The sequence below is a fragment of the Aliikangiella sp. G2MR2-5 genome (assembly GCF_015687155.1).
Lineage (GTDB): Bacteria > Pseudomonadota > Gammaproteobacteria > Enterobacterales > Kangiellaceae > Aliikangiella.
In genome coordinates this window covers 1,042,947-1,066,287 of the sequence record NZ_JADPQF010000001.1, presented here as the reverse complement: position 1 = coordinate 1,066,287, position 23,341 = coordinate 1,042,947, and the positions used below count along the sequence as shown (strand labels likewise).

Here is a 23,341-nt window from a genome sequence, read left to right as displayed (position 1 = left end):
ACGCTTTATTTAGGTGGGACTATATCAATTGACTGTAATCCAGTTTGAATAATTGCTGCTACCACACTGGTTAGTGGCACGTACCCTGACATACTGTGTTCCGGAAAGTCCCAGCTCATATGAAGTCGATGCGGTGCTACCATGATCAGTCCAACTACCTGTCCAGTATTGCACATCGTATCTGCTTGCCGTCTCTGCTGCATTCCAATAAATTCGATTACTATTGCCTGCCAGACCAGTAGGAACTGACGGTGCGGACGTACAACCGCTTCCATTACTTGCTGCTGTATAGGTGTAATGCATTTGTGACCACGAGCCATTTGTCTTCGACCAGAAAGTAATGTAAACCCTTGAGCCATCGGTCGGTAATCCTGTTACCGTGTGAGAAGTCCCACTCACTTCACTGCCACTGCTAAAATAGTCTTTAGCTCCTTGAGAGGAACCGGCATAGAACCAGAATACCGATGCTCCTCCCGGATTCCAGGTAAATACCTGAGACGAACCATCAAGCACAGAACCTTCAACAGGACTGGTAATGCCCAGTTCACCACTATTGCTATCATCATAAGCTACATAAGTGTAATGCTTCTGTGACCAGCTACCATCCGTTTTTGCCCAGAATGTAATATAAACTGTTGAGCCATCCGTCGGTAACCCGGTAACCGTATGTGAAGTACCTGTAACTTCGCTGCCGCTATTAAAGTAATCCTTAGCACCTTGCGATGAACCAGCGTAGAACCAGAATGCAGACGCACCGCCAGGCTTCCAGTTAAACACCTGTGAAGCACCATCGAGTATACTGCCACTAACTGGACTGGTGATCTCGGCTTCTCCACTCGTACTGTCATCATATGCGGTGTATTGATAATATGCCTGTGACCATTGCTGGTTCATAAAATAATGCAGGGTTACATAAACTAGAGAACCATCGGTGGGCAACCCGGTAACCGTATGAGAAGTGCTTGCCGAAGCAGACGACAATGGATAGTAATCCTCACCACCTTGTGATGAGCCGGCAGAAATTCTAAAAGATTCTGCACTTCCGCCATCCCAGCTGAAAAGTTGCGATCTTCCGCCTAACCTTGCGCCATCAGCAGGACTCGTCATTTGCGGTATCACGTCGCTATTGCCTGCCCCGGTAATACTTCCTTCGATCTGGTAGTAGCCCAAAGATGAGTAATTAGAAAACCCCCAGCCTGGTGTTCCTTCCGCTCCGCCACTAATCTGCAGGGTGTAGTTACCAGCAGCAAGGTTTACATCAAACGAAGCCGAACGATCAACCGAATGATTTGACTGCTCAATAGTCGCTCCCGAAGCATCTTTAATATAGGCTTGAACATCGAGCATTCCGCCGCCGATATGCTCCGCACGATCGATCGTTAGATTTACTCGACCACCACTTGAGCCAATGGTAAAACTATAGTTATCATAATCGGTATTACGCTCAATCAAACCGACGTTATCACTCGCGTTTACGTTTCCATTGGCGTCAATTACTAATCCTTTACTACCCGGAATATCATCTGACTTAAACGGAATGAAACGCGTCATCTGTACAAAATCATCTTCTCGATTCGATGCGCCGTTATACTCTCCCTTACTCCACTGGTACAATGCATTTGGCCAGTTATTCCCCATCCAGATATTTCCCATCACAGGTACCCACTGATAATCGGCAATACCGTTATAGTATTCTCCTCCCGGGTTCCCACCATCATGACTAAGATGCAGTAGATGCCCCAATTCATGAGCAGCGATACGACCCTGACCATAGGCATCGCTTTCTTTATATAAAGTACAGAAAGTTGAAGTACCAAATGCGAAATGGCAGGAGGAGCGACCTGATTGTCGATACATGGTTGCCCCACCTCTCCGACTCGCCGCTGCATTGTCATAAACTGCACGATTGGTGGTTACATTCACATCAAACATCGAGAAGCTGGCAGCAACTATTTGCCATGTGGTCCAGATAAATTCTTTGGAGACGTCATAAGGTACTCCGTCACTCATGATTTTACTGGTGTCAAGCAAGATGACATAACTGGAACCAGGCTTGCTTTCCAGTCGTCCAACATGAGTTCCCGGATAAGGACCTATATGAGGAGGAGCTACTGCAAGTTGCGCGCTATTAAGTGACAGTCCCCGAGTCTCTTGTGTTTGAATCTGCGACTGTGAATGAATTTGCCAAATATCTGAACGACTATGAGTTTTAAAATTACAAACCGGGTGAACATCGGTGATTTCTATTTGTCTGATGTTGAGTTCTCCATTGTGGGTTCTATACTCATACGCAACATCTTCATCCCTTAAGATAACCCATCCGTAAAGCTTTTCATCATCGCCTTGCAAAATAAATTCTGAGTCAGGCCTGCCAACCAGGTGACCATCTATTGACAAGCCCCCATCCCCGGTTGAGTAAAAACTTTGGGTCTCTACATCAATGTTAGCTCCGGTAATATCCGGCAAAGTAAGCAATTGACTACTGTGAGAAAACTCTACCCGAACGTTTAGCTGATGCGCGCTTCGGTCCCTTTTCACAACAGACTTTGCACCAATCTGTTGCAGAAACGAAGTCGGTGTCCCCAGAGATTTCTCAGGTCTGGTTAAATCACTAGAGAGAGGATTAATATCGTTCGGATGTTCATTAAATGCATGAGACGCAGCGCCAAATAGCAGAGTCACTAAAAGGGCAAACTGCATCGCTTGCTTTATTTGTTTTACTATTATCTGTGAGAAGTTTTTCATTGTTTTGTACCATCCATTAAACGACATACCATAATTCTTATTACTAGCGCGTTTCTGATGATTCAAAATTTCTCTTTTCGTCCCAGACCATAAAAAACTGAAAGAATAATTTCAGTCAGAAACATTAGTCAGCCCATGGAATTATTCTGATTCCTGAGTGGAGAAAATTTAGAATGGAACAAAGTAATCGCCATAAGACTCACAGTTTATCGGTTTAATTATCGCTGTTAATTATTATTCGTGAGACTAAGATTTACTAATGCCTTTAGCAGTACATTATTGTTAGCCTTTTTTGTGGCGTCACAGGAAAGCTGAACAAGTTTTCACCAACACATCGAGTCTATCAGCAAAATATCAGAGGTTCTAATTAACCGTAGCGTCTCCTTGACGTTTTGAATACTTCTGAAGCGAAACAATGAGAATTATTTCACTTTTAAAATGTAATTAATTTACAAAAAAACATACTCCTTAATGCATGAAAAATAAAAAAACAAGTATTTTCATCACGCAATTAATTTAGTAATTGAGATAAGATAATCGATTGTAAGGCGTTGAATTAATTTTATTACTAAAAATAATTAAAAAGTGAGATAGTTCAATACTATTGAAGAAGATAATAATATTATGCAGCTTTAGTTTCTATGCGTATACAAAACAAGTAACTGGTAGAATGAGTTTATTACTAAAAGTTCTATTTCGATTTGAGAAGGTATGGTGAATTATTGCGACGAACCAGATTCATCGCATAATCCACCTCAAAATTCAGATTTGAATTTGAAATTTAAATTGAATTCACTATTAAAATCGGGTTACTTAATATACACAACCCTTCCCAAAAATCCGGTTCAATACTTCTGTTCACTAGTCCGTATCACATAGCATTGTGTATAAAAAAAACCTTCCTTCAACTCATATACCCCAACAAAGGGTTTTACCTTCCGACCAGGAGTAGAGGCCTTAACCAACACATTATAGTCGCCCGGTAACAACGAAAACTTCGCGAGATTACTCTTTGCTTTACAACTGTCTTCAGGCTTTACACAGTTAATGCAAGGAGAAATTTTCTGTTTAACCGTTTGGGCACCAGTCATGGCAATAGTCAAAGTTGAGTTAGAGCCGTTAATCAGGATTACCTGTGCGGGCCCGCCTGCGGCATAGCTCTGGCCTTTGATTGGTGAAAGGCTTGCAGCTCTCTCACTTTTCGCAATTTCTATATCACTAAGAACCTGATATTTACTAATCTGTTCAAAAACATCTTTATTAGCGCCATCAGAACTAATCTTATCCAGTATTTTTTTAGCGTCTTTATACTTTTTATTTTCAAAAGCAACCTTTGCCCTGTTCAACATAGAGTTTGCGCAGCCAGAATAAAGTGCTTTTAGTTGAGACTGGATATGAGGTAGCCATTCACCATCTTTTCCTACTCGTACTTTTTCAGTGGACTTTGATCCTAGAAAGATTCTATCAGCATTTGGCTTCTCTTTTAATTGCGAACAAAATACTTCATGCATTGACAAGAAGTTAACCAACAAACTATTTGCGTGAAAAAGCTGTTGATTACTGGAAGAAGCATTGATAGCCATTTTTATCAGATCATGCGTAATAGAAGGCACATGCCCATACTTGATATTAAAAATCGATACATATGATTTGTCCGGATTATACTTTTTGAGAATTTCCTGGACACACAAGATGTTGGCTAGCGGCACAGCTCTTTTGACCTCACGCTTAAACGCAGCCATAACATCCTTTACGCCATTTGAACCGAAGCTATTATTCTGGATGTAATATAGGTTTATGCAGAATTCTGGAGATGGTTTTTCAACATTCAACTGTTCGGAAAGTTTATCCCCCGCATTGAAAATTGTACGGATACCGGCATTTGCAAAAAGTTTAATTCTCGCATTATTCGCAAGTACTATATCTTCATCAACCTCAGGGAGAGAGGCGCCATGAAAATCCTCCGGATATTTTAATGTGAGCATTTCTTCATAAATATTTCGAATATTTTTCGCTATCTGGTTAAGTTTCTCTGGTAACGAAACTTCATTTTTCAGTTTATCAATCTGCTCGCATTCCCTTTTAAGTTGCCAGCTCTTCCGATAGGATTGAGCAACGTCCTCCAATGGTAGTATTTTAACCACAGAAACAATCCCTCCGTAACTATCTTCAATTTTCTTCAAAGCGTTTAACGCACTTGAACAGTCTTCTTTTTCGATAAGTTGGTAAACTTCACGCATATCACCAGTGAACTTAAAACTCATTCCTAAAAGAAACAATAAGATTACTGTAGCTACGCCAGCCACTTTAAAGCCATATTTCTGCAAAGCCGTTTGCTCAGGGGTTTGCATATGCTCCTCCTTAACATATACCGAGAGGGTTCAGATAGATAGCTACCTGCAACACTAGAGAGGTTTTGTTCGAACCAACCGAATCCACAAAGTATAGACAAATAGTAATAGTTGTTCCAACCTGTATATATTCGTTAAGATCTTTATCTATTTGAGGAGTATTCAGCCAGGCTAGTAAAACAAGGTCACGAAACCTGAAGACTCTATGAGGTGTGTTCAAGAGCGCATTGTTTGTCTCAGTTTTATCTCTTGGCACTTAGCACTTAGCACTTAGCACCTAAACCTGGCACTACCTTCTCAGCATTCAAGCAATCCAGAAAGCATACAATCCGAAACTTGTGACGATCATCAGAATAAAATTTAGAGGCGCGCCAACCCTGGCAAAATCACTGAATCGATATAAACCTGTACCATAAATCATGGTATTGGTCTGATAACCAATAGGTGATAGAAAACTGGTTGAAGCGGCAAACATGACAGCCAGTACCATTGGCAATATGTCTATGCTCAGGCTCTCAGCAAGTGCTATCGCAACTGGAACCAGTATAACGACAGAAGCATTATTGCTGACCATTTCTGTCAATAAAGTTGTCACTGCATATAGTGCCATCAACACCAGGATCGGATGCCAGTCCGAAGCAAATACTGCGAGCAGGCCGGCGATCCAATCTGCTCCACCCGATTTGGTCATAGCAATACCCAGAGGTATGACACCGGCTAACAAGAAGATCACATCCCAGGAAACACCGGAATAGATATCATGCTTATTGATACAACCGCTCATTACCATCGCAATAATTCCAATAAGTGCAGTCACAACAATTGGCAAGGGGGTAAGCGCGGCCCCGAGAACCACCGCTGAGACGATACTTCCAGCCCAGAGCATTCGTTTCTTATCGAAACTGTCCTCATGTTCTTCGAGCAAAATCACATCCGTTTGTCGTCGTAGCTTGCTTAAAGAAGTATTTGATAGTTGTAGCAAAACAACCTCGCCGATATTGAGTTTTTCATCACTCAAAAATTTTTCTCGTAGCACTTCTGTTTCAATTCCTATAAGACGTGCCTGATTTTTTTTCCAAAAGCCAGCCTCACTTGCTTTTCGACCACTAAACCGCTGACGATCGCGTAGCAGAACTCGTACCAACTGCCCATCACTGCGTGCTTTCCGCGAAGGGTCAGTGTCAAACAATACATCGATATCATTACTCTTAAGTAGATCGAGTACCTCGCGTATTCGCGCACGAATCTGAATGATATCGTTAGCTCTGATTGAAGTCGTTTGAGCGCGCTTGATATAGTTTGAGTCGTCGCGGATTAGCTTTAATATTTCAATATTCGCGACTTTGGCAAAGCCTGATTCATCCAGCGTTTTATTAACAAGCTGACTATCCTCTGAAACTTTCAGTTCGATAATAAAATGTCCTGCATCTTCATCATGCAATTTGATCCGATCCTTTTTCGGTAATAGTAGTCGGCCAATGGTCATAAAATAAATCAAACCAGAGGCCAGCACGATTAACCCCAGATGAGTAAACTCAAACATGTTAATTTCACGTCCAAACTCTGGACGATCTTTGAGAATAGTCGAGGCCAGAATATTGGTTGAAGTCCCAATTAATGTCAGCGTTCCTCCTAACATACCGAAGAAGCTGACAGGAATTAACATACGAGAAGCCTGCATCTTTAGCCCTTTGCACATGCTTAAAACCAACGGAATTGCAACAGCAACGGCGGCAGTGTTATTGATAAAACCCGAAATCAAGCCAACCAATAATGCAATAATTAACATTAGTCTCAATTCCGAGTTTCCTACCAGCGGAAACAACTTTTTTCCTAGCACATGAATTAGTCCCGAGCGTTGGATACCTGTAGAAAGTATAAACATCGCCAAGACTGTTACTGTAGCTGTGCTAGAAAGTCCGCTTAGACCTTCTCTGACGGTAGGAAAAGCAGATTCCAGGTCGATCCCCCTATCCAGCAACCAGGAAGAATGACCTACCAGGGGAATGACCAGTAGCGTAATAAGAATAAGTAAGGCAGTGACATCCAGTGGGAGTTTTTCGGATGCAAATAGATAAAGCGCGCTTGCGATGACAAGAAAGACGATGAAAATTTCCACAGTCATACAAACATTTGCCTCTGCTAATTGATAGTAGTAATTAACAGTATGGCATAAATTTTAATCGATTTAGGTACGGTAACCAGGAGAAACGTTTAGCTCATCCGGGTCAAAATGAAATGAAATTTTTAATCTATGAGCTCGTTAACCTTTGTTTTTTACGAAAATTAGGCAGTAAGACTAATATGAGCGAGCCTACGAGCATTCCCGGCACAATTTGAATAAGAGAGCCATAAAATAGTTGTCCAATTAATGCCTGACTCCAATTATCGAATATATTGTAATGGGTACCTAGCTCCCAGGTTTTAGTGATCCACCACAAAATAAACACTGGAACTCTTGAAATCGGTGAAAATATTGCCAGACAATACATTAGAGTTCTGTAGGGATGTTGATGATCGATTAACTTAACAGCCCAGTAAATTGAACTGGCCAGTGTTAGCCAAAGCAATCCAATTAGAAAGACGTATATATCAGGAACTCCCGCTAGTTCGAGAAAGAATCGGGTTGGAGTTATCAGTAAGGCAAATAAGATGGGGTATCTACACAGCCTTAGGGCCAAATTAAACATAATAGGAAACCAGTTGTTACAGCAAGAATTTCCTCTAAAAGCGGCTCTAGCTAGCAGTCTTGAGCGATTTTGGTTGGTTAGTTTTTGGCAGAAAATGCCTCATGAAAAGTCACACTTCCTTTAGGCAAGCTACCACTTAAGACTAAAACTTGAAAATATTCCGGTGGTACTCCTGGAAATACCAGACTATTCACTGACATAAAGCCAAAACGATGATAGAAGCCAGGATCTCCAACCAAAACACAGCCCTTGGCGTCAATGTTCTTTAATTCCTGAATGGCTGCCCGCATCAGCTTAGAGCCTACCCCTTGGCCTTGTTTCTCGGGGAGTACCGATATGGGTCCCAAACCATACCAGTTATCTGTGTCATCAGAAATCGTAACAGGAGAAAGAGCTAAATGCCCAACAATAATACCTTCATCTTCAGCCACAAGAGAAATAGTTAATACTCCTGACTCACGTAGTGCTTTAACAATAAACTGCTCTGTATGAGCGGTATGTGGTGCCTCAACAAATGCAGCAACAGTAACCTCATGAATACTTTTAATATCCTCAGGGTCCTCTTTTCGAATATTAATGCTCATCGAAAATCTCCTCAAAGTGATAACACCAGAATAAATCGCGGAAAGCTTTTTGTAAATCCTGAACAGGATATTCAATGTATTTTGTTACGTTGGAATTCTAGTCAATTTCCACCCACACCAATCAGCTATATATTTTCAATCGCTCGTTTTATCTGGCAGATTCAAGCCCATAAAACTACAGAGGATGCTGGCGTATTTCATCTCTATCACTATTTAGATTTAAACTATAGGGATTTTTGAATGATGGCGGCGATAGTTGAGAGTAATTAACCGGAGAGTATTGAGTGATGAGTCGTCTGAATATTGACAATAACTCTGAATTTTGACAAGAACTCTAAATGTTCACAAGTCATCTGAAACAGGAAAGAACGATATGAAAAATCGTGAGCCCGCCAATAAACATTAGGGATCCGCCTTTGAAAAAATCCATTTCCACAAAAGGCGGACTTATTTTTACAGTCCAGCTTCTACAGTCCAGTCTCTATAATCAAGTAGATAAAGACTGAACTCAACAGCTTGAGCTAAACAGCCAGAAGTGCGCTGCCAAGAGCCTGCTGTTAAGACTTAACTGTTAAGAATCTACTGTTAGCAGTCTGTCTATTCCCAGACTGCATTGATATCCACATTGCTATACGTCGAGTAGGCTCGCACACTGATGTACCAGGTTCCAGCCTGCGGATTACTGATACTACAGTTTTCCGTATTGCCCCAACGATACGGACGGCAATCGTACTGAGATGTGCTGGGCTCACTGCCCTGGCGCACGTATAAGTCTGCATCACCACTGCCCCCGGACATATCAATGTCGAAAGTCGACATTCCTGCAGCAAGTTCAACGCTAAAATGTTTCCATTCGCCCTGCGTCGCAGCCAGATCATTTTGAGCAAAAGATCCACCGGTACCGCCGACAGTATAAGAACCCGTTAATGAAACGCCACTGTAACTGCTATATGCACGCAGCATCACATAATAGGTTCCCTGTTGTACGTTTGAAATCGAGCATTCTTCGTTATTACCATTGCGATAGGGACGACAATCGTACTGTGAAGTTGTGGGCTCGGCAGCAAATCGTACATAGAGATCGGCGTCACCACTTCCACCGCTTATGACAAATTTCAAGTTCTTCGCATTTTCCGGTACCTGCATAATAAAGTGTACTTCTTCTCCCTGCTGTGCAGACAGATCGGTGACAGGAATACCATTTTCCAGAGCACCATCGCCAGAATCGGAAACACTAACCTGACTGGAAGTCGTGTCACTATTATTATCGCTATCGGTGACAGTTAGCTGGACCGAATAATCTCCAGCAGTAGCAAATGTGTGACTCACCGGACTGCCTGATCCAACATTGCTGTCGCCAAAATTCCATTGATAGCTATCGATCGCTCCGGTACTGGCACTAGCGTCGAAACTACAAGTCAGTTGTTGGCAATTAAAAGTAAAATCTGCATTAAGTGGTGGTGGCGTACCATCGGTAATTTTCAGAAAAACTGCGCTCACTGCGCCAAAAATATTTGAAGTATCTTTCGAGCGTACATAGACGATATGTTCTCCTACCGACAGGTTACTGGTATTGATTGCCCCAGTTACTGATTCAGTTTTGTTGTTGTAACTACCGTCACTCGCATTCAGGCTATAAGCGACCGCGCCCGATTGCCAAGGTGGCGTATCGATAGTGTACTCCGCCCCGGAAATATTTTGTGTTGCTTCCGTTCCGTTTCTGCTACTAAATCGAGTGTCAGTTGCACTTGCACTCAAAGTTACACTGGTGCCAGCCGGTACGCCTGCGCCCGATGCATCATCGCTTAAATTCACGTTTAAAGTATCAGGACCAGAAGGTGTAACATAAGGCGCACCTGCAACTTTTGCGGCATACACCAAAGCCGGTAGATTATCCGGTTTAATGGTGTTGGTAAAAGTCGAACAATTCTGGAAAAAGCTGGTGCCCAGTTCAAAGGTAAAGGCAGGAACACCCAGTTCGCTATAACTCACGTTGTCACTGGTGCCATCGGTAGCGTATAAACCAATCGACTGCTGAGGCATATAGCCGTTAAAGTAGGCAAACTTTCTACCCAGAGCCTGAAGCGCGTTGCCGTTTGGCGCTGGCGAATTTTGATCGCCCCATGGCCACAATACCAATTCACTATAACTATGTAGATCGATATGCATTCCAGTAGTGGATAGCGGTGCAGCGTCACTATCGTTTGGACCTCTTAAATCCGGCCACAAACTTCTCACATAAGATTCTATTGCCTGAATCTCTGGCTCTGACCCAGCCGATGGACCGCGATAGGTTGCATTACATTGACTACCACTTGAGCCGGAACCATTAGTAATGTTCCAGCGATCAGTAAAGTTTCGATTCAAATCTGCACCGCGACTACTCGAAGTACTACCACAATAGTTCTGGTTAGTATTTTTTCGCCAGCTACTACCCGCTTCCGCCATTTTACGGCCGTCAGGATTTGTTTGTAGCATAAGGTGAACTTCATGATAGTCAAGAATCCAACGCGCATCGGCGTTGCTTGCATAGCCTTCAACTAACCACTTGGCAAAAGCCAGATTCAGTGGTGCTGTAGTATATTCACGCGCATGAATTGCACTATTAATAAAGAGCTTCGGCTTATCAAAAGTATTTGATTTATTGGTTAACACCAACACTCTGATATCATACCCTCCCTGATTGGTCGTTTTTTCCCAGGAATCACCCACGTCGATCCATTCGGCCAGGTTGCTGTAGCTGGTCACCAGATTTTGTGCTTCTCCAAAAGTTTCTTCGACAGTCTCATAACAGGAATACCCCGGTATAGCCGTAGGTTCCACTTCATTGTTAAGTGAAAAAATTTGTGATTGACGCTGACTCAACCTTTGGTTGCGTTGCTGAATATAGTCTTTCGCAGGTTTTAGAGACAGATTCAATGATTTGAGTTTTTTTCTGTCTTCTTCCGATAACTCAATAATCAGATAACCCCTATCGTGATGGCTTTCCATTAGCTGATTGTGGAAGCTAATCGCTAATCTGGTTGCCATTGACTCGCTGCCATAGTAAACACGGTAAACCTCAGTTACCTGTTTTTCCTGTTCAAGTATTTCAATGATTTGTTGATTTTGTTGGATAGAATTGGCTATTGATTTAAGAGGAATGCTACTGATAGACCCGAAAATCAAAACACCAAGCATTATTTTAGTTACTTTCATGTTTTGGTCCTCGTTATTATTTTATGGCAGCCTTGTATTGGTTTTTAAGATATACGGATTTTATATTTCAGAAACTCTAAATTTCAGAGACTCTAAATTTCAGTGAACGTTAATTCAGTACCTGCGAATTAAACTCTGAAAGCAACGACTATCCGAATATCAGTTTTTGAGCAGCCAAACAAAGCCTAGACACAAATATCAGATGCAATTGAGATAAAGTTGAATACTTAGACAGATGAGATAAATATGTTTTTCAAAACGCGAACATTTTTCAATCCGAGATGTTCTAACAGCTATACTGCAGCGAAACGAAATTTTGTCTGGTTTAATGTTTGCTTTATTGGCTTCGAGGAAATAGTTAATACTAAGCAGCCTTCTTTCCAATCAAATCAAATCAAATCAAATCAAATCAAATCAAATCAAATCAAATCAAATCAAATTAAATTAAATTAAATTACAGAGGCAAACTAAATAGCATAAGTAAGACAAGTCTACAATCAATATTGATTGACTACTGAATAAAGTAAAATACCAAAGCCACAAGCCAACTGCCCAGGAAAAGCAATAATGGCCAGAGAAGCCAGTTAGCTAGTCTTTCCTGCCAGTGACTTTCCGTTTGGTCAGATGTAATAACAGTAAGAATCAATTGAAAGCCTGTAGTTCCGGGAAACGGAATTAGATTCAGCGCCGACACTTTAACCAATACCAGGCCACAAACTATCAACAACGGCTCCTGGTCTACCGCTAATTGAGCTTGCTTCAGATAAAGCTGAGCTTCACTCAAAGGGCTTACAGCACCATTAAATGCCTGATAAAAGGTACTAACAAATGCGTTTCCTGCCGGGCTTCCGAGTATAAAGTAAGCTAATGTTATTGTTGTAATAGGCCCTAACAATGGAATTATTAGTCTTGCACCAAGGCTTTGCTGTCCAAAGCCCACTTCAACCTGCTCTAATGGTTGATCACTACTGTCTGCCAATTTAACAAAACTACCTAGCGGTACCATCGACAACTGGACCTTACCGAGCCTCATCAATTTACGACCAAGTCCAAACGAAATTGTTTTAATGGTCACACCAAACATACTCGCTCCAATAGACATGGCTATTACATGAATCATTGAGGCAAAGAAAAACAATACATAAATAGTGATCATAGACTGAATGAATTATTAGTTGGGGTTAGTCAGGAGTCAACGCCTGAGTAAAGCTTGACGCCTACATCTCCATAATAATACTCCATGCTATCATGGCTTTGCGTATTTGCCCAACCAAACGAACCGCTAAACTGTCAATTAATGAAGCTGTCAGACTGAATAATCAAACTTTATAGCGGCAAGGTTTCTACTAGCGCAATAACTACAATCATCAACAGCAACAGTTGCAATATGAAAACTGCATAGGTGATTAAAAATAATAATATTCGGATGTAAGGTTTTCTTGCATTAAAAAATTGATAAAACACATAGAAGTTAAAAAGCATACCAAAAATTAGTGGTAAAGTTTCCGAAAAGCTCCCTTTTGTTACAGCAAAGCTAACAACCAGATAAATCACCATTTGCTGGCCAGCTATATACATATTCAAAATCAAGTGTTCAAAATAGTTATATTTACACTGGAAAAATGCAAGATAAGATCCGAGAGAAAACAGAGGCAATGTAAGCAAAAGTGTAAAAGCATGATTGCTCGCAAGCCAGTTCAAAACCATTAGCACGCCGGAAACATCTCTTTCGTTACTATCGTTAATACCGGTGCTAAACCCTTCGGCAAAATCTTTCGAATAGGTATTTAGTTCTAGCAAATGAGCGATAATAATATAGAGAGACGAAGTTAATAGTAAGTAGGCCAGAGGTTTGGTATATTGCTGTCGCTTTCCATCAAGAAAATTCCTAATGCATTTGCCTGGTTCGAAAAACAGCTCTTTGAGTGTAAACAGAAAGCCTCGTTCTATTTGAAAAATGCTGTTTAAAACTTCTGAAGCTAAATATTGAAAATTAATTCTTCTGGTATTGGCATACTGCCCACAGGAATTACAATACATTCCTTCGAAGTTGAACCCACAATTCTTACATTCCACAATTCTTATACTCCATAACTTTTACTCTCCACCGTTATCAACGGCCCAAAACTCTACGACTCTAGAATTTTCAATTGAATTTCTATCCTTGTAATTTCGAACACTGGACCCGAGAATGAGTTTAAATCAAGTCCAGTGTTTAAACGCGATATCAACCAGCACCACCAGTACAGAGTTTCCAGTCTGCAGCCAGATTTACTGAACTATTTCTTCACCGGGTTTAGTCTTATTGAACGGCTTCTGTGCAGTTCCTTTGTCCAGTCGCATAACATTCTTGTGAACTACCCTGCGCAGACAGATATCGATCAAGGTTGTTGAATTAGGTTTTAAGGCACGTTCGAGTAACTCTTGCGATGCACTAATCTCACAAGGCAAATAATGGACAAAACCTTCACTGGGCCGCGGTAAGATTTTCAGCCCCAACCGCTGTGCGCCGACAGTTCCTTTTCTGATAATCTCACCGTCATGTTTTATTTCGCCACTACCAATCATTATGTCGTAGTTAAAATAATAGGTAATTGTATTGCGAGAAACGCTGTTTCTTTGTTTATCTTTAAAGAATCCCTGCGGGAGCATATTAGGGTCGCTGTTTACTCCTGCGGTCAGGATCAGATCAAAATCTTTTACCGGGTAACCTTCATGGTCAGTCACCCGAAAAACCACCATTGAATATCTATCATGAATAAAGTGAGTATCGGAAAACAACAGGTGCTTGACTGATTCCAGGCGTTCCAGCTTTTGAACCTTACTGCTCTCTTGTTCAAATTGAGTCGCAAGTTTATTGTACTCAGATTTATTGCTGACTTTAATACACTCGAGGATCGCTTTCACTGTCTGTTGACTACTCTTATCATTGGTGCCCTTTTTCACGCTGCGCATAATGCCCATATCTTTTCCTGAATGAGACTTGCCGGCAATCACACCGAGTGCCGTGACTGGTGCTTCTGTTCGACTGATAAACTGCAATTCAGGTGCATCCCAGCAATCGACCATTTTATTACGTATTTTCTTCTTTCCCTTTATCGGCTTTTGTTGTTGCAGACGAATCAAACGTCCCTGCAGATTTGCGGCGGCCACTCTAACTACGCCGTCGGAGCCGCTTTCACCGGTGTAGGTATTCAGGTTGTCATATATTGCCCGATCGATACTTTGACCGGTTAGTACAAACGGAAAAATCCCGTTGACACCAATATGCTTTTCTTCAGTGCTAATCCAGTCTGAATTTAATCCCCAGCTACCTTCGCTGCCAAGTTCAAGCCAGTCGAGTACACCTTGGCCAGGCTCTACCCCACCAAACCAGGATTTCATACGGCTTAACCGTCCCTTGCCCAGTTGTGCAAGCGCAGAGCCATAATTGGCTGGTGCGAGCATTATCAGATGACTCATCGGGCATTTTCCGCTTTTCGGGGAGTTTAAATAATATCGATGCCACCAGTCTCGAATTACTGGGCCTCCGGTTGAATGAGTAATACAAACAAATCGGATATTTTGAAAAGTCTGAGTAGTCAATTCGTCTTTTACAGCGGTGTCGAAGGCGCGTGAAATATCAGGAAGCCTGACTTCGTCATGAAAGCTGATGTATCGACCCAGGAATATGTCTTTAACCAGCACATCCATACCAGCCGCGAAAAGTTCGGCTTTAAGCCTTTCTGGCAGGCCACCATAGGTATCAGTATTGGTAACACTCCAGCCATGAACAAATACCAGAACTATTTTTTGTTTTGTCATTGTGCGCTCCATTGCTATGATTTTTCTTCTCTGCTGGCATTGATAGTAAGACGAGACTAGCTCCTACTTATTACCGATATAGCCTATTTCACTTTACAATTAAAAGAGTTTATCAAGCATGATATATAACGATTTTGATTCTTCATTTTTTCCATAGCCGATATAGAATGGACCTAACTTTGTATCGATTCCAAAAAAAATACTATAGCCGTCAATATGATTATCCCAGTCAAATTCTTCCGGTTCGTTCCAGACTTGCCCCTGTTCATAGGAAAAACCCAGATACATGTCCAGAAAATCAACAGGTTTTATTTTTCTCATATAGACCGCAAAAACAGAAGCGACATTTTCACTTGAAATCTGGTTAATTTCATAGCCGCTGAAGTTGAGCAGGCCTCCGCTGCGATGGAAAGCATTTAAAGGAATGCTCTGCCCTTTACTACGTAAATAGCTTAAACCAAGAGTTACTGAGTTCTCATTCCATTCAAAAGCTTTAATCATTCGAGTTTGATTTTGCTGGTACTCAAATTCCGAACTTAGTGTATTTGAACTCCTTGAATATGAGGACTGCAGTAAAAATCCATCCCTTGGGAAATAGAGGCTATCCAGTGTATCAATTTCCAGCTTGATATATTCCGATGCATCTTTATAGCTCAACTCATCGATAATTGCTTCTCCAACCTTATGTTTAACTTTTCCATCAATATAATGAGCACCCAGGCGCACTTCTCCCCAATTATCGAATTCAAATCCAACGGCCAAATCACTTACAATGGAATCTCCATTCAATTCAGCTACTAACTCATTTTCCCGGAAAAAATTAAACTGATTCGACAAGTAGGCTACCTGGGTATTGATAAAGGGTGACCATCGACTATCAAGCGGTTGATACCATTCGGCACCAATTTCTCTATCGTTCCCCAACTTTAGTCCAAGCGATAATTCTCCGTTCAGTTTATTAATGTTGGTCATCAGGTAGTTGGCAGATACATTAAATTGATTATCGATATTTTCCGACGCACTAAAATTAAAGCCGAGTCGAAGATAGTTCGGCCCCCAGCTTTTTTCAGTAACATGATAGGTAACTACAATTCCAGTAGCCTGTGGCTGTAAAGAGTATTGCACTAAATTAAAATACCCCATACCATAAATTGCACCGATATCTTTCTCGAGTTTTTTGAAGCTGAACTTACTGTTGGCCTTTGTATGAATTTTATTTCGAATTCGCTCGGTCGAAATACTGGTTTGATTATCAATGATTACTTCGACAACTCGTTGATGATCAATTTCAACCCTGGATAAATCCTTTACGTTTGTTACAACTTGCGAAGTGACCTCTAATCCACTGAATTTTTCAGCCAGTCGTTTTAACTTCTGATTTTGCTGAGCAGCTTTTAACCCTTTCGGGATTGCTTGAGACGCTAACGGAAAGTCTGTTGTCGAGATTTCACCGAGCTCAGGCACGATAAGAACATCTGAATCTTCAAGCGAGGTAATCTGCAATTCGGTATTTTTTCGAGTTAACAAACCGGTAAGCTGGTCGGCTACATCAACGACGTCTTTAATATCCTTGCGCTTGATCAAAGGCGTACTTATGTCAACGGCAATAACGACATCAGCCCCCATATTTCTCACTACGGATACCGGTAAATTGTTGGCAATTCCCCCATCAACCAGAAGCTGTTGCTGTTTTTCGACCGGGATTAAAAATCCGGGAATCGACATACTGGCGGTCACGGCTTCGGCAAGCGAGCCCTGTTGCAATACAACTTCTTCTCCAGTCGCCAAATCAGTTGCTACTGCGTGAAACGGGATTTTTAGCTGATTAAAATCACGGATATGAGACACAGGAGCAAAATATCGATTTAGCATCAAACCGATAGACTGGCCGGAAACGATCCCCGCCGGTAACTTGATGCCGTCACTATCTAACCCCAATTGAATATTGGAGACAAAACGCCGGTTGTCCAGCTTACGGCGGTAGCTACGCTGGTTACGCGCAACCTCATCATCGAATGCGGCCTGCCAGTCCATGGTGATCACAATCTGTTCAATTTCATCCGGTGTATAGCCACTTGCGTATAAGGCACCAATAATGGCACCCATGCTGGTGCCTGCGATGTAATCAACAGGAATATTGAGTCGTTCCAGTTCACGTAATACCCCGATGTGTGCTGCACCACGAGCACCGCCGCCGCTTAGCGCCAGGCCAATCTTAGGTCGTTCCGCCAGTAGATAATTTGAGAACAACAAACATGAAAAAACTAAAAGAATTCGCATTTTATAGACCAGTTTTCAATTTTTTTGGTAGTCAATTAGCTCTGAAGAATACATTGGCTGTATATTGCAGACACTCCGAATTAGAATTTACCTTACTTCATCAATAATCAACAGCTTCACTGAATATTAATCACTATCAAGATTCCGCAGCTGGTTGAAGCTTGGGCAATCTCACCACATTTCTGTCTAAAAAGATTTTACTCTCAGTTTGAATGCAATCTTCACCACCTATCTTAAACTCAAACCACTCATGACTATTTGCTGACTTCTGAAGTAATCCTTTGTCTTCATTTATAATAATCAGTGATTCATTGGTTGTTACGCCGTTACAAATCAAGTTATTCCCTTTCAGAGAATAAGTAGTAAACTGAAGCTCTTCCCTATTTGTCACTGCGACTGCATCTAATCCACTAACCCACAACTCATCAGAACCTGAAAGGTATTTGACCGATCGAACTTGAGAAAACGGCACCGTATCAACCTGCCAGTCTGAGCCGGATCCCTTGTTCAGGTAGATCTTGTTATCGAATATAATCCAGATCGCACTATGACTAAAACTGACTTCAACTAAGGACTCTTCATTAAAGTATTCAATATTTTCTTCATTCAACTCAAATGGAAGTGTCAAGATTTTCTTTGCGATAAAGGCTTCACCTTTTTTCTCCAGTTGAAACAAATATTGGTTATCGCTTATCAGACAAGCATCAGAGCAATGCAGACTCTCAATTTTCCCGTGAAATTCCAATTGTTGCCACGTTATGCCATTATCCAAAGTGTAGTTAAGCTCGTTTTTGTCAATCAAAGCAAAGGCGACACTTAGATCCCGAGGTGTAGACAACTGAATATTTCGATACTCTCGTATTTCAATGCTTTTTGTCGTCTTAAATACGGGCGATAGCGTATTACTTTGCCTACTATAGAAATAGATGCTATTTTCGTTCGCGACCAATGCACCTGTTGTTAAAACAATAATATTCGACTTATCTGTACAGAACTCTTGCAATTGCGCTCTGGAGTTGGGATTGGAGTTGGAATTTGAATTTAAATTGGAGAACCCTACTTTATTCCAGGTCCATCCATTATTCTCACTAACTAGCAGCTGACAATTGAATGAGCCCAAAACCCAGCCATCATCTTTTGCAGCATACAATTCAAAGCCGTACATACGATTTTGAATCGTATGCCACACCTTCCCATAGTCTTCAGTGTATTTTAAATTTCCATCATAGAACCAAAACGTTTCTCCTTGTCGATCATAATGAAAGGTTTTGATCTTCGTGTACTCTTCCATTACTCTCTTTCCAATATACTCATTATTAAGAACCTTGCTTTTAATCAAATCAAAATCCCGATACAGCTTCATTGTCTGCTTAGAAGAAAGTTCTGGTGTTTCCATCTCCTCACAGCTTTTTTCATTTTCTGTTTTTCTAAAAAGACTGGGCTTGGACACAGTGCAGAAGTAATCCCAACGACCACTGTTTTCAGAATATTTCCAAAAACTATCCAGCAAGTCTCCATTCATCTGATAACTCTGAAGCCATTCCAGCCGGCCTTCTTCGTCCAGATAGACCATGGTTGCGCATTGGCTATTTCTTTGTTCTAAAAATGTTGTGTTAACTCTCTTCCAGTTTTTTAGCTCAATATCGCCTTGCCAAACTTCACAGGTAAACACAAAGTAGAACTTTTCTTCCGCTGCTGAGTACTTAACATCTGTTATGTTATCATTCTCAAAACGTTTTGATGCACCACTCACATTTAGCCAATTGATCTTCTTCCACGAGCTACCATCCTCAGCTAAAACCAAGCTATCTCCATATTGTCCTACCAAAATAATTCTTTGATTTCTTTCATCAAATACGGCGTGGCTGGCATAATTTTCGGGAATGGGCTTGAAGATAAAGGTTTTTCCTTTGTCATTGGATACCCCCATTTTGTTGTAATCTATCAGACGAACCCTGTCTTCTTTTGCAAAAAATAAACTACCACTTAAAAGCGCTTTTTCATAAATAACTTTCGAAGAGCCATCAATTAGCTTTACGGGATTACTTTCGGACAAAGTAACCTCATCTGCCTGTTCAGTATCATTCAGCTGCTCAGTTACCTCATTATAGTAAGTCCATGGGAGAAAACTGGCCACCGTTATAGCGCACAGAAAAATCGTCCCGCTCAATCCGTATGTTAAAATTTTGGATAGCGAATAAGGTGTGTTCGCTTCTTGCTCCTCTGTACTACCAGCAGCCTTTGAGAGGAGCATCAGTTCCAAAATGCCAAGGTAGTAGTTAGTTAGAATAGCGATGAACGATAAAAATCCTGTCAGTGCCAGAATACCGCTCCACAAACAAGTAATACCAATACTTTTTTTAAGACCCCATAGATTATGAGGCGTTTCCTTTATCTTTAATCCTGCAAGTATTTGTAGAACGGGCTGATAGATAGAAATAAATATAAATACCACAACGCCAACCGTCATAGCCAAAAAAGTTGTTAATATATCCAAGTAATAAAATAGCCACGCAATCGCCAATAACCCAAAAGCAATAACGGTCCCATAGATCGAGAGTTGAAAAAGTTTATCAAGGCCGTTGTAGTTTACCTGCCCCTTAAATAATAGCCTTACCTGATTAATGAATACTGCGAAAGAGATAGACAACAGATTGCAATAAACTACAAAATAGAGAACCTTTTGAGCTGAAAATTGAAATACCGTGAAAATTGTTAGAGCGATAAATCCTGCATTCAACAATAAGAAAACAATCCCGGACAAAATTCCAATATTTTTATTCACATTAATCCCGTTTTTATTTTTATAACAGACTTGAAATGAACGAAGTGTTCATACTATTTAGGAGAATCCTTGTAACCAGCCTCCGGGTTTTGAGTTAATACCCTACCTTTATTGCCTTGCACTTCTAACCAAACCAATCAACTTCGCTAGTAACCTGGAGTCCCAACGACAGTTAATTCATGTTCAGAAATGCAGTTTTGTCGGCCTGATTAATTTAATCTGTTATGTTTTTTAAGGTGATATGTCTTCAAACACCCGAATTTCGCTTAACATCCTACAACATCATTCAGTAATCTCATAGCAGTTGAATGGCAGTTAGTCTATTGTCCTACATCTATGAGTTGATAATTGGTTGGACTAACAGATTTGATAATCGAAATAGAATAACGGGCCAAAGCATAGCCATACATGCCTTCAAATACTCTGACCTATTAACTAATGTTTACTTTCCAAATTGTTGAGAAATCAACTCAAAAGCTTTCATGTCTTCTGGATGATACTTTTCAGCAAGCATTACTGCTTTATCATTTGCTTGTTTTGCTAATTTTTGCTGACCTTCCTTTTTGTACGCCTCAGCAAGTTTCATATATAAATTGGCAGAATTAGGATAATAACCTATCCCAAGCTTTAACACTTCGATCGCCTGTTTGTTTTTCCCAAATCTTGAACTATTGTGGGCCAGGCCTGATAAATGACTCCCATAGTTATGGCCGTCTTCAATCGGATAAACATCAAATCCATAGAGTTTTGATAGCCCCTCATAGTGACGTTTAATCTTTTCAACAGGTTCGTCCTTCCAGGAAAAATTGAAATCTGTCCACTTTTCACGAGGATAAATCAATTCAAATCCATTTTTAATTCCTGGCAAGGCCATCGCGTAGTGCTCTTCGTCTTTCAGGATTTCAATTTTATAGGTAACATTTGTTACCGGCTTTTTACTTAATTTATCCGCAGCCTCTTTATAATACTTTTGATATGATGGATCTTCTTGTAGATCGAGTCCTGCTCTGCCCATATAAATGGTCGTCTTTGGGTAATCTGGTTTAGTAATAGTGTCTATAAATTTATCAATTAGTTTGACATTTTTTACCGGATCCCACTCCAGATGAGCGGATAACGCAATATATCCTTTAAACAACTCAGGCTCAGCCCAGAATGCTTCGAATATGAGCCCATTAGTCGGTGATAAGCCCACTATAGTTCGGTGTGAATTGGCTCTGTAGTTTTTCTCAATATGTGGGATTAGTTCATTTTTCAGGAACTGTAGATGTTTCTCCGGCTTGCCGCCATGCGTCGGTAAATCCATATCGAATCGTTTGCTGTAGCTACCGTTTGCTATCCCGACGATTATACTTTGAGGCATGTGACTTCTCGTCGCCATAAGCTTTGCTATCGAACGAACTGAATCAAATAGGTATTCGGCTTCCAGAACATAAATAACGGGATAGTCATGAACGCGCTCATCATATTTGTGAGGTAGAGAAACATAAATTTCTTTGTCCTCACCAAGAATTTTCGAGGTGATATTAAACTTGGATCCAATAACAATCGGCCGATACTCAGTAGAAGAAGATTCTGCCCATCCGTTGAGTGACAATATTCCAATCAATATTCCAACTAGTAATCCAACTAACCTTTTCATTTTAACTCCATTTAAATTTTTGATTCATTATGATTTAAAATTTTTCTATCGTACTATTAAGCCCACCAGAGTCTAGATCCAGAGTTGATTTATACTATTTGACCCAGAGTCGATTGATAGCAGAGTACAGATAAAATACAACAAACTTCACCCATTGGTTAAACGCTTGCTTTAAGATAAAACCAGCTACCTGGCAATTCCCCCTGCTCTAACACCATCTTTCAAACTAAAACTATCCCCAACTGAACCAACAACCATATGCTCTCGATCTGAGTTTAACAAACGCCTCAAGGTGTAAAGCGAGTTGACACCGGTACAATGCGCGCCCATCATGTTTTTTAAACCAAATAGTTTGAGCTTTTCTGCGGTCCACTTAAGATGCCGATCATCAGCACTCACCAGATGAAAACCTCCGATGGCGGTGGAGATTTTTCCGGGATGTATTTTATTCACGATATGCTCCATGGTGTTGATGATTCCCGCATGACCGCAGCCAGAGATTAGAATAAAACCCTGCGCAGTGTTTACCACCAACGACAGATCTTCTGGAATATTATCTTCAATCTCACCATCAGCGGTGACGATCCTTCCGTTACCACTCCAGTTTCTTTCAGGATGAACACGAGGAACGCTGCCGGTTAGCCAGACTCCGGGATAGATTTCTTTCACATCCATATATTCGCTAAAAACAACGTCTTCTTTCTCAAGCTTTTTTTTCATTGCCAGCATTCGGTTTTCTCTTCCAGCGCGCTGAGCAAAGATTCCTTTCCCAACATGAACACGACTTAATGCATTGTTATTTTTCTCGCTGTAGTGCTGACGCAAAGTTTCCAAACCGCCGGTATGGTCTCCATGGTTATGACTTAAAATGACATCTTCAACCTCAGACAAATCCACGCCTAGTTCTTTGGCATTTTGTAATACGGTTTGAGGACGATAACCGGTATCAAATAAAATTTTGCGTCCATCGACTTCTATCAGGGCAGAATACCCCCACTCTCCAATCCCGCGATTAGCCAACATGGTAGACAGTGTGGTCACTTTTAATTCGCTAACCTGATTCAGGTTTTTATCGTCAGCTTTTATGGTCTGGGTGAATGGTAGAAAGATTAAAGCTATTAGAGAGCTTATTAACTTCATGTTGATTATTCCCTGTTATTAATTGATCCTGGTCTCACTCATACAATACCCCTGGGATCGGTAAACTATTTAACGAAGAATACCCCAATCTTATGGGCTTTGACGAGGTTGAAGACTATTAA

Annotated in this window: 13 protein-coding genes; all 13 read right to left on the bottom strand. The window is 41.0% G+C overall.

Annotation, left to right across the window (positions count from 1 at the left end; all coding sequences use genetic code 11):
* Positions 1-24: 24 nt before the first annotated feature.
* The 13 genes from IYN84_RS04230 to IYN84_RS04170 all read right to left on the bottom strand — a co-directional run bounded on the left by IYN84_RS04230 (position 25) and on the right by IYN84_RS04170 (position 23,219).
* Positions 25-2,811 carry a fibronectin type III domain-containing protein gene (locus IYN84_RS04230; protein ID WP_196137910.1) on the bottom strand — a complete coding sequence of 929 codons (2,787 nt, stop codon included), beginning with the start codon at positions 2,809-2,811 and terminating at the stop codon, positions 25-27.
* A 779-nt stretch (positions 2,812-3,590) separates the two neighbouring features.
* Positions 3,591-5,096, bottom strand: coding sequence for a hypothetical protein (locus tag IYN84_RS04225; protein ID WP_196137909.1), 1,506 nt, complete (start codon positions 5,094-5,096; stop codon positions 3,591-3,593).
* 304 nt (positions 5,097-5,400) lie between these two features.
* Positions 5,401-7,221 carry an SLC13 family permease gene (locus IYN84_RS04220; RefSeq protein WP_196137908.1) on the bottom strand — a complete coding sequence of 607 codons (1,821 nt, stop codon included), beginning with the start codon at positions 7,219-7,221 and terminating at the stop codon, positions 5,401-5,403.
* Positions 7,222-7,348: 127 nt separating this feature from the next.
* Positions 7,349-7,786 (bottom strand): hypothetical protein, encoded by a 438-nt coding sequence (locus tag IYN84_RS04215; RefSeq protein WP_196137907.1) that lies wholly within the window; start codon positions 7,784-7,786, stop codon positions 7,349-7,351.
* 77 nt (positions 7,787-7,863) lie between these two features.
* Entirely contained in the window at positions 7,864-8,370 is a 507-nt protein-coding gene (locus IYN84_RS04210; protein WP_196137906.1) for a GNAT family N-acetyltransferase, read from the bottom strand.
* A 597-nt stretch (positions 8,371-8,967) separates the two neighbouring features.
* A complete protein-coding gene (locus tag IYN84_RS04205) occupies positions 8,968-11,568 on the bottom strand; it encodes a M14 family zinc carboxypeptidase (RefSeq protein ID WP_196137905.1) in 2,601 nt (866 codons plus the stop codon).
* 511 nt (positions 11,569-12,079) lie between these two features.
* Positions 12,080-12,688 carry a site-2 protease family protein gene (locus IYN84_RS04200; RefSeq protein ID WP_256435583.1) on the bottom strand — a complete coding sequence of 203 codons (609 nt, stop codon included), beginning with the start codon at positions 12,686-12,688 and terminating at the stop codon, positions 12,080-12,082.
* A gap of 206 nt (positions 12,689-12,894) precedes the next feature.
* The gene (locus IYN84_RS04195) at positions 12,895-13,644 is read right to left on the bottom strand and encodes a DUF3667 domain-containing protein (protein ID WP_196137903.1); all 750 of its coding nucleotides are present in this window, start codon (positions 13,642-13,644) and stop codon (positions 12,895-12,897) included.
* A gap of 195 nt (positions 13,645-13,839) precedes the next feature.
* Positions 13,840-15,372 (bottom strand): triacylglycerol lipase, encoded by a 1,533-nt coding sequence (locus IYN84_RS04190; protein WP_196137902.1) that lies wholly within the window; start codon positions 15,370-15,372, stop codon positions 13,840-13,842.
* A 99-nt stretch (positions 15,373-15,471) separates the two neighbouring features.
* The gene (locus tag IYN84_RS04185; RefSeq protein ID WP_196137901.1) at positions 15,472-17,652 is read right to left on the bottom strand and encodes a patatin-like phospholipase family protein; all 2,181 of its coding nucleotides are present in this window, start codon (positions 17,650-17,652) and stop codon (positions 15,472-15,474) included.
* A gap of 136 nt (positions 17,653-17,788) precedes the next feature.
* Positions 17,789-20,437: a hypothetical protein gene (locus IYN84_RS04180; RefSeq protein WP_196137900.1), complete on the bottom strand. Its 2,649-nt coding sequence runs from the start codon at positions 20,435-20,437 to the stop codon at positions 17,789-17,791.
* A 442-nt stretch (positions 20,438-20,879) separates the two neighbouring features.
* Positions 20,880-22,079 carry an alpha/beta hydrolase-fold protein gene (locus IYN84_RS04175; protein ID WP_196137899.1) on the bottom strand — a complete coding sequence of 400 codons (1,200 nt, stop codon included), beginning with the start codon at positions 22,077-22,079 and terminating at the stop codon, positions 20,880-20,882.
* Positions 22,080-22,265: 186 nt separating this feature from the next.
* Entirely contained in the window at positions 22,266-23,219 is a 954-nt protein-coding gene (locus tag IYN84_RS04170; protein ID WP_196137898.1) for an MBL fold metallo-hydrolase, read from the bottom strand.
* Between the last annotated feature and the right edge of the window lie 122 nt (positions 23,220-23,341).

Bases quoted from the DNA above. Each gene is read 5' to 3' on its own strand.
- IYN84_RS04225 (WP_196137909.1), bottom strand. From the start codon at position 5,096: ATGCAAACCCCTGAGCAAACGGCTTTGCAGAAATATGGCTTTAAAGTG.
- IYN84_RS04170 (WP_196137898.1), bottom strand. From the start codon at position 23,219: ATGAAGTTAATAAGCTCTCTAATAGCTTTAATCTTTCTACCATTCACC.
- IYN84_RS04200 (WP_256435583.1), bottom strand. From the start codon at position 12,688: ATGATTCATGTAATAGCCATGTCTATTGGAGCGAGTATGTTTGGTGTG.
- IYN84_RS04220 (WP_196137908.1), bottom strand. From the start codon at position 7,221: ATGACTGTGGAAATTTTCATCGTCTTTCTTGTCATCGCAAGCGCGCTT.
- IYN84_RS04215 (WP_196137907.1), bottom strand. From the start codon at position 7,786: ATGTTTAATTTGGCCCTAAGGCTGTGTAGATACCCCATCTTATTTGCC.
- IYN84_RS04190 (WP_196137902.1), bottom strand. From the start codon at position 15,372: ATGACAAAACAAAAAATAGTTCTGGTATTTGTTCATGGCTGGAGTGTT.
- IYN84_RS04185 (WP_196137901.1), bottom strand. From the start codon at position 17,652: ATGCGAATTCTTTTAGTTTTTTCATGTTTGTTGTTCTCAAATTATCTA.
- IYN84_RS04210 (WP_196137906.1), bottom strand. From the start codon at position 8,370: ATGAGCATTAATATTCGAAAAGAGGACCCTGAGGATATTAAAAGTATT.
- IYN84_RS04175 (WP_196137899.1), bottom strand. From the start codon at position 22,079: ATGAAAAGGTTAGTTGGATTACTAGTTGGAATATTGATTGGAATATTG.
- IYN84_RS04205 (WP_196137905.1), bottom strand. From the start codon at position 11,568: ATGAAAGTAACTAAAATAATGCTTGGTGTTTTGATTTTCGGGTCTATC.